This is a genomic window from Bacillus sp. ABP14 (genome assembly GCF_001831375.1).
In the GTDB taxonomy this organism is placed as follows: Bacteria; Bacillota; Bacilli; order Bacillales; family Bacillaceae_G; genus Bacillus_A; species Bacillus_A paranthracis.
The window spans coordinates 2802319-2818598 of record NZ_CP017016.1 but is presented as its reverse complement, the minus strand read 5'-3'; the positions used below and the strand labels follow the sequence as shown (position 1 = coordinate 2818598).

14 protein-coding genes are annotated in these 16280 nt (G+C 33.2%); 13 read left to right on the top strand and 1 reads right to left on the bottom strand.

The window, feature by feature from the left end:
• Positions 1–10: 10 nt before the first annotated feature.
• From BGI23_RS14645 to BGI23_RS14590, 12 genes are all read left to right on the top strand, one after another.
• The gene (locus BGI23_RS14645; protein WP_070806366.1) at positions 11–736 is read left to right on the top strand and encodes a hypothetical protein; all 726 of its coding nucleotides are present in this window, start codon (positions 11–13) and stop codon (positions 734–736) included.
• Positions 737–994: 258 nt separating this feature from the next.
• Positions 995–1501, top strand: coding sequence for a DUF3902 family protein (locus BGI23_RS14640; protein ID WP_000805739.1), 507 nt, complete (start codon positions 995–997; stop codon positions 1499–1501).
• Positions 1502–1829: 328 nt separating this feature from the next.
• Positions 1830–2996 (top strand): serine hydrolase domain-containing protein, encoded by a 1167-nt coding sequence (locus BGI23_RS14635; RefSeq protein ID WP_070806365.1) that lies wholly within the window; start codon positions 1830–1832, stop codon positions 2994–2996.
• A gap of 616 nt (positions 2997–3612) precedes the next feature.
• Positions 3613–4089 (top strand): YbaK/EbsC family protein, encoded by a 477-nt coding sequence (locus BGI23_RS14630; protein WP_070806364.1) that lies wholly within the window; start codon positions 3613–3615, stop codon positions 4087–4089.
• Between the two features lie 23 nt (positions 4090–4112).
• Positions 4113–4874, top strand: coding sequence for a YqcI/YcgG family protein (locus BGI23_RS14625; RefSeq protein ID WP_070806363.1), 762 nt, complete (start codon positions 4113–4115; stop codon positions 4872–4874).
• Positions 4867–5505, top strand: coding sequence for a LysE family translocator (locus BGI23_RS14620; RefSeq protein ID WP_070806362.1), 639 nt, complete (start codon positions 4867–4869; stop codon positions 5503–5505). The genes BGI23_RS14625 and BGI23_RS14620 overlap by 8 nt, the downstream gene beginning before the upstream one ends.
• A gap of 639 nt (positions 5506–6144) precedes the next feature.
• The gene (locus tag BGI23_RS14615) at positions 6145–7893 is read left to right on the top strand and encodes an adenine deaminase C-terminal domain-containing protein (RefSeq protein ID WP_070806361.1); all 1749 of its coding nucleotides are present in this window, start codon (positions 6145–6147) and stop codon (positions 7891–7893) included.
• A 336-nt stretch (positions 7894–8229) separates the two neighbouring features.
• Positions 8230–8709 (top strand): MarR family winged helix-turn-helix transcriptional regulator, encoded by a 480-nt coding sequence (locus BGI23_RS14610; protein ID WP_070806360.1) that lies wholly within the window; start codon positions 8230–8232, stop codon positions 8707–8709.
• A gap of 77 nt (positions 8710–8786) precedes the next feature.
• Positions 8787–10232, top strand: a complete 1446-nt coding sequence (locus BGI23_RS14605; protein WP_070806359.1) for an aryl-sulfate sulfotransferase — start codon at positions 8787–8789, stop codon at positions 10230–10232.
• 177 nt (positions 10233–10409) lie between these two features.
• Complete coding sequence (locus tag BGI23_RS14600) at positions 10410–11432, top strand: ABC transporter substrate-binding protein (RefSeq protein WP_070806358.1); 1023 nt, start codon at positions 10410–10412, stop codon at positions 11430–11432.
• A 14-nt stretch (positions 11433–11446) separates the two neighbouring features.
• Positions 11447–12226, top strand: coding sequence for an ABC transporter ATP-binding protein (locus BGI23_RS14595; RefSeq protein ID WP_083322739.1), 780 nt, complete (start codon positions 11447–11449; stop codon positions 12224–12226).
• A 14-nt stretch (positions 12227–12240) separates the two neighbouring features.
• On the top strand, positions 12241–13065 hold the full coding sequence (locus tag BGI23_RS14590) for an ABC transporter permease (RefSeq protein ID WP_083322738.1): 825 nt from the start codon (positions 12241–12243) through the stop codon (positions 13063–13065).
• Positions 13066–13146: 81 nt separating this feature from the next.
• Here the strand turns inward: BGI23_RS14590 and BGI23_RS14585 are convergent, their stop codons facing one another.
• Entirely contained in the window at positions 13147–14523 is a 1377-nt protein-coding gene (locus BGI23_RS14585; protein WP_070806357.1) for a catalase, read from the bottom strand.
• Between the two features lie 272 nt (positions 14524–14795).
• On the opposite strand from BGI23_RS14585, the gene BGI23_RS14580 reads away from it, so the two are divergent.
• Positions 14796–16013, top strand: coding sequence for an aspartate aminotransferase family protein (locus BGI23_RS14580; RefSeq protein WP_070806356.1), 1218 nt, complete (start codon positions 14796–14798; stop codon positions 16011–16013).
• Positions 16014–16280: the final 267 nt, after the last annotated feature.

Sequence of the window (16280 nt, the reverse complement as noted above, 5' to 3'; positions counted from 1 at the left end):
GGCTTATGTCATGGTGAATAAAGCGCGGCATATGAAAGTGAAGTTGTGGAGTGTTAGAGTTTTAATGTTATTTTTCTTTACGGTTAGTGCGATAACGTTATCACAAGGTGTTGTGTATGTACAAAACATAGTGAAAGAACGTTTTTTTAGTGAAAAGAAATCTGAAAAAAATTATAAGGAAACTATAAACTACGGTGATACTGAAGATTATGGAACACCTTTAGAAGAGAAAAAAGTAGGAGATAATGGGGAGAGAACGACAACAGGTAAAAAATTTAAAGGTTTTGAAAAGGAAAGTTCATGGGGACACATATTTTCTATACTTTCAAATTCATGGATTAGTATAGTTTTTTATGTAGTTATTGCAGGGATAATTATATATTTTCTTTATAAATCCGTTAGAAAAAAGGTAACGAAATCAGAAATACAACAGGATAAACAATCGATAACAAAAGAAAATACGGATAGAACCGAAAAGAACGAGAAAGTGAAGCATCAGTTTGAACAGCCGTTACCTAAAGATACGATAAGGAAAACATTAGTTGAATGGGAAAGAACTTTACCATTTCACGAACAGAGAAGGTCCTATGAAACGATGCAACAATGGTTAAGCAGAATTTGTAGAACGAGGGATATTATTCCGATATATGAGTCTGTCCGATATGGAGAAAAGACGTATACGGAGTTAGATGTGGAAAAGACTGTGCAATGGATAGAGCGAGACGGGAAGGTTTGAAGTTAATATAAGTAAATAAAATTAACTGTAAATTAATTTTATTTACTTATATTTAATTACGTGGTAATGTATACTTACTTTTTTATATCGCTACCAATGGAAAAAGGTTACTTTAGTAGAGTATTGCTCGTTACATTTTTTGTGAGGCTATCTTCATTTCATCAATATAGAATGAAAAACAGATGAAATAATTACGAGTAGCATATAAATAAAAAATTATTATTTATGTTTAAATTTTTGTAAGGGTGTGAAAATAGAATGAAACCGGTATTGAAAAACATACTCCTTTCCTTTATTTTTTCTGCAGCAGGGATGTGTTGGTTTCTGTTTATATTAGTTAGAGGAGGCGGAGACTGGTTATTGTCTTGGGTAGGTGTATTAATGGCATTTTTATCTTTATATGTGTTAATAGATTTATATTGTAAGTATACATACGATAAAAAATTAAGTAAATTGTTTATTAAAGCAACAGTTACTACTTTTAGTTTTGCAGTATTGGGAATCACCTTTGGTATTGTACACGAGCTATTGCAGCCATGGAGTCTCAGTCTAATGGTGTGGTATTGGTTGTTAGTATTACTTTTATTTGTAATGACGATAATATTATTAGTGATTTTAGTATTTGTTAATCGTAAAAATCACCATATTCCTAGGAGATATAGAATACTTATACTGCTAAATTTATTTCTTACGTTAGGACCAGTATTATGGCCACTATTACTTTCTATTATCGGAAATGGTATGAACGCTAGTGCAGGATGGTAAAGGTAAGTATAGATTAATTGCTTAAATAAAAAAGAACGTGTTTTCATTTTTTATGTAAACACGTTCTTTTTTGATTCATTCTAATACGAACACAATGAATCATCTTAAAATAATTAAGTTAAGGTGAAATAAAAACGGGGGAAGTTAAGGAACTTTCCTTATTTTTTATGTCCTTTTTATTTTCATACATAATTCTTTCTTAGCAGATCGTATCAAACTTTGAACGTAAGTATTTTGTAAGGAATGGATAAGAAAAAAGAGAGTTTTATCATATAGGATAAAAGTATATTTCGAATCAAAATGATATGAATAGGGGAGAGAGAATCTTATGAAAAAATGTAATCCAATGAAGTTAGCAAGTTTGGCAGTTTTATTAGCGGGTACCACTGTATTCACACCAGGTTTTACTGTAAAAGCAGAGTCTACTCAAAATATTTCTAATTCGTCAGAAGCACATGATCAAAAGAATCGGAATGGTTGGAAAAGGGTCATGCAGGAAACAATCCAAATTGGAGCGCCAGGGGTATTAGCTAAGACGTTTAATAATGGACGAATTAGTAGTTATACTGCTGGTTTGGCGGATTTAAGTACAAAGAAATCGATGAAATCAGATTATCGCTTTCGGATTGCTAGTGTGACGAAGACTTTTACTGCTACGACTGTTCTTCAATTAGTAGGAGAAAATCGCGTGCAACTTGACGATCCAATTGAAAAATGGTTACCGGGTCTTGTACAAGGAAATGGATATGATGGCAATCAAATTACGATACGTCAACTTTTGAATCATACGAGTGGTATAGCTGAATATTTAAAGTCAAAAGATGCGGACTTTACGAACACAAGAAAATCGTATACAGCTGAAGAAATAGTGAAAATTGGACTTTCTTATCCACAAGATTTTTCACCAGGCAAAGGATGGTCATATTCAAACACAGGATACGTAATACTAGGAATGCTTATTGAAAAAATAACCGGAAATAGTTATGCGGAAGAAATTGAAAAGAGAATTATTGAACCTCTAAACTTATCAAATACATTTTTACCAGGGAATTCAACTGTTATTCCAGGAAATAATCATGCCCGAGGGTATTTGAAAATTGACGGAACGAGTGAGCTGAAAGACGTAACGTATTATAACCCGAGTATAGGTAGTTCAGCTGGAGATATGATTTCTAATGCAGACGATTTAAATAAGTTCTTTTCATCCTTACTCGGTGGTAAGTTACTGAAGGAACGTGAGCTAAAAGAAATGCTTACTACAGTTCCTACAGAAGGAGAAGGGGTTGGTGATGCATATGGCCTTGGAATCTATGAGACGAAACTTCCAAACGGTGTTTCAGTTTGGGGTCACGGAGGAGAAATTCCTGGGTATATGACTTTTGCTGGTGGAGTAATTGGAGGCAAGCATACATTTGCTGTCAATGTTAACTCTTTAGGTCCGGTTGATATTCTTACACAGTTTAATAAAATGATGCAAGTTGAATTTAATAAATAATAGATGAAAAGAGTTCTACTATAGAGGTTTATAAGGATTTGTATGTGATTTAATTGTTATTAAAATATACTCTTAAAAAATCCCGATTCATGAGCAATTTACTTCCCATGATTCGGTTTTTTTATGTGCTGTTACAAGAAAAGTAATGATGTATTTAAATTTTTTCATTTTACTATAAATCTATTATATTTATTTGATATTTCTTATTTATAGTGACTTTTACATTTTTAAAATATTGCAACATACAAAGGTAAGTAGTTTTAGATTTCGGAGTTAATAATAAGCAAATTCTGATTTTTGTTGAAAAATATTTAAATGTATTTCCGTAATTTACATAATAAGGTACTTTTATCGTATGAATTAATAACAAATAGAATTAAGTATACAAAAATAGATAATTATGATTTGTGTCAAAATAATTGACTATTATGAAAATAATGATTAATATAGGTTTTGTATTTTGGTTCCATTTATATAACAAATATGTATTTTATTTCAAAATTAATTGTGTCGTAAACTATAATTGAATATATTGTGAAAAAGAATAGGGAGCGGGAACAGCAATAGAAAAGGCTATCTTTTCAAATTTTGTAATGAAATCAAAGGAAGGATAAATATGTATAAACAAGTAGTAGAACTGTTAGAAGAAGCGGCTATATCGTATACACAATATATATATGAGCCAATATTAGATTATGAAACAGATAGAAAAATTAGAGAAAGGTTTAAATTAGAAGGTGTGCCCAGTAAAAGTTTATTTTTAAAAGATAAATCAAATAACTATTACATATTTGTAACTGTTGAAGGAGAAAAATTAGATTCAAAACTTATGAAAGATTTGGTTGGAAAAAGGATTTCTATTTGTTCAGCCGAGGAGTTAATAGAAAAAACTTCTTGTGTTCCAGGGTGTGTATCTCCATTTGGCTATTCAGATGAAATCACACTTATTATAGATCGAAAAATTTATAACTATAATAAATTTTTGTTATCTCCCGGTATACCTGAGGTAACAATTGAAATACCTACAAAAAGTATAAATAAAATCTTAAATATTGTTGAGAATAATATTTTAATATATGAGAAAAAATCATAAATATATTAGGGGGGATTTTAGTAATGCCAACTACAAAAATGTATTTATACGATCAAAAGAGAATAATTGAAGAACAAAATAAAGGGATTTTAGATGAGTGGAAAACTATATCTTACAATAATTTTCACGATAGCATTTTAGATCAATCTAAACCATTTCCGTGTTATTTTGCAGTAGATTCTGAGAAACATGGTTGGTCTAGATATATATTTTCTAAATCGGCTTATGATGAAAATGAATTGTTCAAACTAAGAGATGGGATTTATGAATATATTAAAACATATCAACAAATTGCAAAGAGAACTACTTTAGTAATATTTTTTAAACCATCTAATAAACAATTACTGGCTGAAGAATACAAAAAACAATTTTGGAATGTATTACAATTTTTAATGAGAAATGACCCGGAGCCATGGAATGCAGAAATACCAATAGATCCTTATAACGCTAAATGGGAATTTTGTTTTGGTGGTGAACCTATATTTGTCGTTTGTAGGGCTCCAATATATTCTGAGAGAAAAAGTAGATATACAGGAACAGGCCTTGAAATTACGTTACAACCTCGAGGTACTCTAGATGATATTACAGGTGATACAAAACAAGGGAAACAAGTAAGGAAAGTGATTAGAAAACGTTTGTTAGCATATGATGATATTCCAATGCATCCAGATATAGGGGATTACGGAATAAAAGAAACCTTTGAATGGAAACAATATATGTTACCAGAAACAAATGAAGAAAGTGTAATGAGATGTCCTATTACGGGGTTGAAGAAAAATGATTAGCATGATATTTAGTTATATATTATTAGGGATTTCGTTGTCTGCACCAGTCGGTCCGATTAATGTTGCTCAAATAAATAAAGGAATAAAAAATGGTTTTTTGAGTGCATGGTTAGTAGGAGTTGGAGCAATGTCAGCAGATGTTGTAATGATGTTTTTAATTTACTTTGGTATTTCGACTTATTTAACAACTCCAGTTGCTCAACTTTCTATTTGGATTTTTGGTTTTGTAACGATGATTTATTTAGGCTATGAAAGCATGAAAGAAGCTACTAAACAAGTTCAATATATTTCATCAGGTGAAAAAGAACATCCTTTAAAATCTTTTCTATCGGGGTTTGCTATCGCAATTTCTAATCCATTAAATATTATTTTTTGGATAGGGATATATGGATCAGTTCTAACTAGTGCTATGAATACTATTGGAAAAGAACAAGCTTTATGGTATAGTGCAGCCATTTTTGCTGGGATTATGCTTTGGGATATATTTATGGCTACATCTATTCATTTTGGTAGAAGATTTATTAATCATACAGTAATGAAATGGATTTCTATAGTAGCAGGAATTGTTTTAATTCTGTTTGGAATATATTTTGGCTACGAGGCAGTAAGAGGGATTAATAGACTATTATGAAATGATTGATAATTAGAGTGGGTAGTTATTTTTTAGAACTTTATTCATAGCGAACCTTTTGGTTTTTGAATTTGTTAATTGATAAGTATAGGTTAATTCCTTATAGTAAAAGACTTATAGAACCATTCTATAAGTCTTTTTATTGCGTTATAGAAAAATATATAGGTACATTCTCTTCTCACAAGAAGAAATAAAATTTTTAACAAGAGTGATAAAATAAATATATAAGCAGTAAACTTTGTTTTAAACCATTACAACCTAAATTAGAAGCAAACTTAAATATTATATGGAAAAAGAATCAAGTGTTTTCAAATGCAGCCTATGCCTTTATCAATCAGCTCCGAAATAGTATAAACTAATCATAATGTAAAATACAAAACGTGCCATCGTATTAAGGTGACACGTTTTTGCTCTTACGAAATATTCATTATTCTTTCAAATCCAGTAAAACAACTTCACAGAAATGTTCATGTTCAAATGAGGAAGAAGTGAACAATAAAACGAATGTTATTCTGAAAATTGTTATTTTTTTAATTATTAAATATAATAGGGGTACGTATTGAGTGGGCTTGAATGAAAAATGATTTATTTGATTAATTATTTCTCGACTTAACTAATATAGCATTGGAGTGAAATACATTGGGACAAAATCAGTTTAGATGGAGTAACAAGCAATTGCGAGAACATGTTGAAATAATAGACGGTACAAGAAGTCCACACAAATTATTAAAGAATGCAACATACTTAAATTCCTATATACGTGAATGGATGCAAGCGAATATTTGGATTTATGATGATCGTATTATATATGTAGGTGAAAAAATACCAGAGCAACTACATGAATGTGAAGTTATTGATTGTGATGGAAAGTATGTCGTTCCTAGTTACATAGAGCCGCATGCACATCCGTATCAATTATATAATCCAGAGACGTTAGCGAACCATGCGATGCAATTTGGGACAACAACTTTTATTAATGATAATTTGACTTTATTGTTCACATTAAAGCGTGAAGAATCATTTTATTTATTAGATGAATTTACAAAGATTCCAGCTAGTATGTATTGGTGGTGCCGTTTTGATGGACAAACTGAATTGCAAAATGGGGAATCTTTATTTAATAGTGAAGAAATAATAGAGTGGCTACAGCATGAAGCAGTTCTTCAAGGAGGAGAGTTAACAGCATGGCCAAAATTATTACATGGCGATGATGAAATGTTAACTTGGGTGCAGGAAACAAAGCGATTACGGAAAAAAGTAGAAGGACATTTCCCAGGAGCATCTGAAGCAACGTTAGTAAAATTAAAACTGTTAGGTACAGACTGTGATCATGAAGCGATGACGGGTCAAGAGGCGTTAACACGTTTTATGCAAGGTTACACTGTTCCTCTTAGAAACTCTTCGATCCGACCAGATTTAGAAGTTTTACTGAAGGAATTACTGGAATTAGGTGTGAAGCAATTTGATAGATTCATTTTCACAACAGATGGTTCTCATCCGTCCTTTTATGAAAACGGAATGACGAATGTAATGATTACTACTGCTATAAAGCAAGGTGTTCCAGTAATAGATGCATATCATATGGCAAGTTATAATATTGCTCGTTATTATAATATGGAGCATATACATGGTTCAATCGCGACAGGTAGAATTGCTAATATCAATATTTTAGAAAGTAAAGAAAATCCAGTACCAGCGAGCGTTATTGCAAAGGGGAAATGGGTGAAGCGTGACGGTGTAAATACGTATGAAGGATTACATATAGACTGGGGTAAATGTAAAGTAACTCCATTATCATTAGATTGGTCCATAGAAAAAGAGGATATGATTTTCTCTAATAAAACGGGTATACACTTATTAAATAACGTTATTACAAAACCATATATTAGTGAAATCAACATAGACTGTGATGAATTGTCCACAGATCATGATGAATGTTTCCTTATGATGATTGCTCGTAATGGCAGTTGGCGAGTAAATACAGTTGTGAAAGGTTTTGCGAAAGAACTAGGTGGGCTTGCTAGCTCTTATTCTGGTACAGGTGACATCATTCTTATCGGAAAAAGAAAAGAAGATATGCTTATAGCTTTTCATAGAGTAAAAGAGCTTGGCGGGGGAATGGTAATAGCTGAGAAGAATGAAGTATTACATGAAATCGCATTACCATTGCTCGGAATTATGTCTAATTTAAAAATGAGTGAATTAATACAGGAAGAGAAACAGATGGTGAAATTACTACAAGAGCGTGGCTACGCGTATGATGATCCAGCATTTACAATTTTATTCTTTTCTGCGACGCACTTGCCTTTTATACGGGTAACGCCTATAGGGCTATATGATGTGAAAAGTGGAAAGGTAGTTGCTTCGCCGGTGAATTTGATAAAGTGATATTAGAAAGAACTCCTCCGCTACAGTAGTTATGTAAAGTGGGGGAGTTTTATATTTTAGATGTATTGTTATAAATGGGGTTACATATAAATAATCTCAAAAATAACCTTAAACGAGAGCAAATAGATAAATTAGGAAAATATATATTTAAAACATACTTGACACATAGGAATTGATGGATTAATATGTGGATATTACTTATTTTACCACTCATTATTTTAATGCTAAAACAATTTGAATAGCTGATTGGATAACCAAAGGCACGTATACATTTCGAAATTTTGAAATGTGTTCGTGCCTTTTTGTATTATTCATTGAGCAAGGAGCGGAGGAGATATGAACAAAACGATGCCAACATTAATTGAAGAAACAGATTGGTTGTTTCGTAAAATGGTCCGTAAATTTGTGAAGGAACGCGACAAAATTAAGATTGAAGGTATTATGTTGCCGGGCTTCTTAATATTAAACAAAATTATTCAAGATGGAGAGCAACGTCTAACTGATTTGGCAGAAGAATTGGATTTGACATCAGGAGCGATTACGGCATTATGCGATAAGTTAGAAGAAAGAGGCCTGGCTATTCGGAAACGTCATCAGGAAGATAGACGAATCACTTTACTTGATATTACTGAAGATGGCCTGAAATTTATAAAGCGAAATCATAATATAAGAACAAGTTTTATGTCTGTTTTATTCGATGGATTTTCAACAGAAGAATTACAAGTGCAGGCCGAAGTTTTTAAACGCTTAGCCCATAATTTAGAACAACTTTCTCATACGATTATGAAACTAAGTAATGAGAATAGGGAGGAGTAACGAAGAATACAATTAGTCTAGTTATTTAGGACTGAAAATTCAAAAAATAATTGATAATATGAATAGGAGTGGAAAGAATGGGACATCCAACAATTTATCCAACAGGGGCAACAGTATATAATCCCGGGAAAGCTTGGAGTGGTTATACAATTTATCAAGCTGCAGATCATGGTGCTTTATTAATTGATATGAATGGGAAAGAAGTACACTTATGGAAAGGGTTACGGGGATTTCCAAACAAGGTGTTACCAGGCGGATATGTTTTTGGTCATACAGCACAAAGAGATCCTGAGTTTGGTTTTCAGGATGAAGTCGATTTAGTTCAAGTTGACTGGGAAGGAAACATCGTCTGGAAATTTAACCGTCTGGAACATATTGAAGACCCAGGACATGCCTCGCAGTGGATGGCTAGAGCTCATCATGATTACCAACGTGAAGGAAATCCTGTCGGGTACTATGCGCCAGGATTAGAGCCGAAAACAGAAAGTGGAAATACGCTAATTTTAGCGCATAAAAATGTACATAATCTGAATATCTCCGATAAGCCGTTATTAGATGATGTAATTATTGAAGTAGATTGGAAAGGGAATATTATTTGGGAATGGGCTGTCAGTGATCATTTTGAAGAACTTGGATTTGATGAAAGTGCTAAAAATGTACTATTCCGTAATCCTAATATTAGATCCTTTGGTGGTAATTCTGATGGAGATTGGATGCATATCAATTCTATGTCTACAATTGGTCCGAATAAGTTTTATGATCAAGGAGATGAACGTTTTCATCCTGAAAATATTATTTGGGATGCTAGGGAGTCAAATATAATTGCCATTATTGATAAAAAGACAGGAAATATAGTTTGGAAACTCGGTCCTGATTATTCTAGCCCAGATGTTAAGCATTTAGGATGGATCATTGGACAACATCATGCACATATCATTCCGAAAGGATTGCCTGGAGAAGGGAATTTACTCGTATTTGATAATGGTGGTTGGGCAGGATACGGTCTTCCAAATCCTGCATCTCCATACGGTTCCAAAAATGCTGTTCGTGATCACTCGAGGATTTTAGAAATTAATCCAGTAACTTTAGAAATTAAATGGCAATATACGCCAACTGAAGCTGGGTATCAAGCTCCTTTAGATTCATATCGATTTTACAGTCCATATATTAGTTCTGCTCAAAGGCTGCCAAACGGAAACACATTGATTACTGAAGGAGCAGATGGTCGGATTTTTGAAGTTACTCGTGAGCATGAGCTTGTATGGGAATATATTTCACCATATAAAAATAACAGAAACTCAAATATGGTTTACCGTGCGTATCGTGTACCGTATGAGTGGGTACCACAACTAGAAAAACCAGAGGAGAAAGAAATTATTCCCCTTGATATAGCAGCATTTAGAGTACCAAATGCTGCAGAAGCTGGTACGGAATCCGTTGTGACAGTCGAAGGGACAATATCTTACGGCACCGGAGATTTTTGTGTAGCGACATTGGAAGAAATAAATAAAAAACGAGATTAACGCTAGTAAATTAAAGTGTGGGGAGAGTAATTTCCCCCCCACTTATTAAAATGAACTTGATAGGTTCGTTATATGACAAAATGTTGCCATTTCTTTATTTGTAATAATTTAACGTAATATTGTGGTGAAATAAAATCCCGCTTCAAGTTTGAACAAATTGTTATGGAGGAGTGATAAATGGTGAAATTAAAGCCTTTATTTTTAAGTTTATCAATGATTACTAGTTTAGCTGTCGCAGGGTGCTCAAGCTTTTCAAAAGAAAGTGCGGGAACGACGAAAAGTAATGGGAAAGAAACGGCCACGGTGAAAATGGCTATAGATACAGCGGCGGGTGGTTCTTTTCAGTTTAGAGCTGCCGAGAAACAAGGTTATTTTGAGAAAAATAGTATTAAAGCACAACTATCAAATTTTGCTTATGGAATTGATACAGTAAATGCGGTATTAACCGAACAAGCTGATACAGGTCTTGCTGCTGATTATGCGCTTTTAAATTCGTTAGGAAAAGGGGATATGGTCGTAATTTCAACACTTACGCGAGGAAATGAAAAATCATCAAAAGACAATGAGCTTCTAGTTAGAGAGGGGATTAAAACAGAAAATGATTTAAAAGGTAAAAAGTTAGGCGTACCTAAAGGGACTGTAACGGAGTATGTTTGGGCGAAATATTTGGTAGCGAAACATATTAATGAAAAGGATATTATCTTCGTTCCATATAGTACACCAGACGAAGCTATTGTAGGGATGAAAAATGGTGATATAGATGCTGTTTGGAGTTCTGGTGCGTTAAAGGATAAATTTAAAAATATAAAAGGTGTAACAAAATTAGGTGATTTAGAAAGTGCGGGCGTTACAATTGACAGCTATTTACTAGCAAAAAGATCATTTGTCGAGAAGAATCCAAAAGCAGTTGAAAATGCACTTAAGGCTCTTTCTGAAGGCATAAAATACGTAGAAAACAATAAAAAAGAAACAGCAAAACTTGCTTTTGAACAATTGAAACTACCAGAGAAAGACGCATTAAAAGATATTGAAAGACAGAACTATGTTCTTGGATTTACAAAAGAAGATGCTAAGCATCTAGAAGATATGAAGAAATGGTTAGAAGAAAAAGGGAAGCTGAAAGATAAATATGAATTGAAAGATAAAATTAATCTTGAATCACTTCAGAAAGCTTTCCCTGAATCTGTTACTTATAAATAGAATAGGAGTGAAGTATGTTGAGTACAGTAAGTGAAAAAGAAGTATTGAAATCTCCTGTAGCCATTTCTATTTCTGGGTTATCTAAATCATTTAATAACGAACAATTTATTTTAGAAGATGTAAATTTAACAATTGGGAATGGTGAATTTTTTATATTACTTGGCCCAAGCGGATGCGGAAAATCTACGTTATTAAGTATGGTTGCTGGATTTGTTGAAAAGACATCAGGGAAACTAATAGTCAATAATGAAGAGGTAATTAAGCCTGATAGAAATCGTGGCGTCGTATTTCAACAAGCAGACGCAGCGCTTTTTCCGTGGCTAACAATTAAAGAAAATGTTGAATTTGGTTTAAAAATGAAAAAAATGATAAAGCAGACCCGAAATGATATATCCTCTCATTATATAAAACTAGTTGGGCTAGATGGGCATGAAGGAAAATATCCAAGAGAACTTTCTGGAGGAATGAAACAAAGAGTTCAATTAGCACGTGTTTTAGCCAATGATTCGGAATTTTTATTAATGGATGAACCATTTGGAGCACTCGATGCAATGACTCGAAGAACGATGCAAATAGAGTTAATTCGAATTTGGAAAGAAACAAACAAAACGATTATTTTTGTCACTCATGATATTCAGGAAGCTCTATTACTTGGGCAAAGAATAGGTGTAATGTCTAAAGGACCTTCTTCAAAAATTGAAAAGATTTACGATATTCCACTAACGTATCCGAGAACATTTACAGATAAAGAATTTAATTACTATTATCAAATGATCCAATCACACTTTGATTGAAAGGAGGTCCAAATATGAGCGCGTTGAAAGATGAGATTGTAAGAAAAGGGACTATTTATGAAACAAAGAATTTCAAGATTGGTTTACAAAAGAAGCTATTACAAAGTGGGATTATTGCTTGGATACTTATCCTTGCGATATGGAATGTTGTGGCGAGCTTTTCTGATCCGCAATTTTTGCCAAGTCCGATAGCAGTTTTGTATGGAGCAATTGAACTGAGTCAAAATGGTTCCTTATTTATATATATAGGAGTTAGTTTTTTAAGAGTAATAGCTGGATGGATTTTAGGAAATCTTGTAGCTATTCCAGTAGGGTTATTAATTGGTCGAATCCCATGGTTAAGAGCGTTATTTGATCCAGTTATCAATTTTATTCGCTTTATTCCACCTCTTGCCTTTATAACATTATTTATGCTTTGGTTTGGAATTGGAGAGCAATCTAAAGTTTTCCTCATTACGTATGCAACTTTCTTTATCGTGACGATTAACACAATTACCGGTGTGCAAGCTGTTGAAGAAGATAAAATTCGTTCAGCGAGAAGTATGGGAGCATCAGAATGGCAAATTATGTTCCATGTCATCATACCTGCTGCACTTCCTTATATTTATACGGGGGCAAAGCTTGCGATGGGATCCTCATTTATGGCCATTGTTGGAGCTGAAATGGTTGCAGCAAATGAAGGAATTGGCTATATGATTTGGAATGCAAGGTTATATTTCAAAACAGATTGGATTTTTGTCGGTCTTGTTATTCTTGGATTGATGGGCTTCTTGATGGATCGGATATTTAATAAATTCGGAAGTGTAGTTCTGAAAAGATATAATGTGGTAAAAAAATAGAAAAGAGCCATTTAGCTGACTAACAAGGTTAGATAAATGGCTCTTTTCTATGAATAAAAGTCGATGCGTGCTTACTTCTTATTATTTTTCTATTTCTGTTTCAATCTTCTTCACCAAATCAGCAGACACGTTATGAAAATATCCTAAAACGACTTTTCTAATATCATCGGATATAACTTTCAAGTCACTAGCTAAGTTTTCTGCAAGATGTTCTTTTTCTATCGGTTTTAACTTCGTATAAAATTCACCAGCCTGCGTAAAGTCATCTTGTTTCGTTATTGAAGTTCTTTCAATTTTACCTTCAACGTATCTTCCGTCACCGCTCGTTATTTGATTAGCAGGTGTCCAATTTTGTTGCTTGTTAATCGTTAATTTCCGAAATTCGGGACCAATTCTTCTTCTTTGAGAATCACTATAAATGTTAGCTCGCCCTTGCAACATTTTATCATCTGATAATTCAGCACCGTCTAGTAAATTAGAAGGGGAGAAGGCGGCTTTTTCTACTTGTTCCATATAATTTTCAGGGTTTTTATTTAATACCATTTTGCCTACTGGTATAAGAGGATACACCTTTTCATCCCATACTTTTGTATCATCTAGAGGGTCATAAGAAAGATGCGCTTCATCTTTCGGGTCCATGAGCTGGACATATAAACCATATTCCACTGGTTTACCATTTGCAATTGCATCATATAAATCTTTGCCGCTATAATCTGGGTTTTCAGCAGCCAGTTTATTTGCTTCCTCGCTAGTAATGAATTGTACACCTTCAAATGGGTACCAATGATACTTTACAAACTTTCGATTGCCTTCTGCATTTCTCCAAACATATGTATTTACACTATGTCCTGGGATGTGGCGAAGGCTTTTGGCAGTACCATTATCAGAGTACAAACGGACAACGAAATGTATGGATTCAGGTGCTCTAGCGACAAAGCTCCAAAATCTATTAGGGTCTATTAAGTTATTTTTAGGTGAAGGTGACAACGCTTGAATGGTTTCAGGGAAACGCATCGGATCGCGTACAGAAAAGACAGGAATGTGATTACATAATAGATCGAAAATACCTTCTTTAGTATAAAATTTTGTAGAAAAACCGCGTACATTTCTAGAAGTATCAGGTGTTCCTTTCGTGCTAACAGCTAATGAAAATCGCACCATAACGGGAACTTTCTCATTAGCATTTTGTAGGAAATTTAGTTTCGTATGTTCGGGCATTGGATAGATTGTTTGAAAATAACCGAACGCACCAAATCCTTTTACATGAACAGGTCTTTCTAAAATTTTTTCGTGAATAAATTCTTGTAACGCCTCGTGAAGCACACTATCTTGCTCTAGAACAGGTCCACGTGAACCAACTGTTTGAGAGTGAAGTATAGCTTGTTCATTACATTCTCCATTATCATTAAAGTCTTTCCTTAGTAAAGATTGTCTCTGTTTATCATAGTGTTCATTCATCAATATAGCCTCCAAATCTTTTTCGTCCATTGTTACTAAATATGATTTTATTGCCTTGATTATGTATAACACGCAAAGCTCAAAATAGTAACAGACCGCTAGATGAGAAAAACGCGTATGTAGTGGACCTGTTGAAATAGAAGAAATTATGGAAAAATGAATATCGGGAAGAACATTACTATTAAAATTTCAATCTTAAAAATGAATTTATACATGACTTTATAGAAAATGAACATAAATAAAACAGGGAAAATAACTAGGAGGAATGTAACATGTCAGATTGGTTTCAATTAGATAAAGAGTATATGATGTCAACGTACTGTCGTACAAAGCTTGCGATAGAAAGAGGAGAAGGGTGTAAGCTGTATGATGTGGATGGTAAAGAGTATATAGATTTATTTTCTGGTGTCGGAGTAAATGTATTAGGATACAATCACCCGAAAATCGTACAAACAACAATGGATCAAGTTACGAAATCGTTGCATCTACCGTTTCATTTTTTAAATCCAGTTGCGATTGAATATGCAAAGAAATTAGTTGATTGCTCTTTAAAAAATGGAAAGGTCTTTTTTACAAACTCAGGTACAGAAGCGACAGAAACAACGTTGAAATTAATTGATAAATATAGAGCTATTATGCATGAAGAACGTGAAGGAATTGTAGTGTTGAAGAATAGTTTCCACGGGCGTACGTTGGGGGCACTTCATTTTACAAGACAAGAAAGTGTATATCAAAATTTCCCGAAAACATCGATCCCAGTATATGAAGTTGAGCGCGAGAATATAGAGCAATTAGAAGAGACAATAATTCATGAAAATCCAATTGCAATTCTGTTAGAACCTGTATTAGGAAGCGGGGGAATTTATCCATTATCGGGTGAATATTTACATGGTGTTCAAAACTTATGTGAGAAATATAATGTACTACTTATCGTTGATGAAGTGCAAAGTGGTATGGGGAGAACAGGAAAACTATTCGCTTATCAAAATTTCAATATTACACCAGATATTATTCAAATTGGTAAAGGAGCAGGAGGCGGGATACCACTTGGCGGAATTATTGTAGGTGAAAGGTTATGTGATGTATTTGCGCCAGGAGATCACGGCACAACATTTGCTCATTCATCAATGGGGACGGCTTTAGGATTAACTGTATTAAATACATTACTTGATGATGGGTTAATGCAAGAAGCTTATGAAACGTCACTATATTTGAATGAGAAACTGCAAGACATTCAGAAAGAAAATTCGTATTATATTCAGGAAGTGCGTCATGCGGGGATGATGTTTGGGATAAGTGTGAATGACACGAATGAAAATGTGAAGAAATTACAGATTGAGTTAATGAATAAAGGAATGTTAGTCGATGTAACACAAGGGAATATTATTCGATTACTTCCGCCGTATATAATTACAAAAGAAGAAATTGATATATTTATTACTCAATTTATTTTTTGTATGGATAAAGTTGCTGCTGTAGTAAGTGCTTAAAAGTTATATTTTATATAAAGTGCACTCTAATTGTTAGAAATAGTTTTACAATTAGGGTGCATTTTTTATAGTAGAATTTTGTGAAATACAGTCGTTATTAAATGATAATGAAAAAATAGAAAAAATTTTATTAGATTTGATACATTATATATTGATATTTAGTTGGTGAGGAAACGAGAAAGTAAATGTGTAAAGATAGTAGATAAAACGAGTGGTACTAACAACTAATGATAGAACGTTTTAAAAATAATAGCATACGAATATATA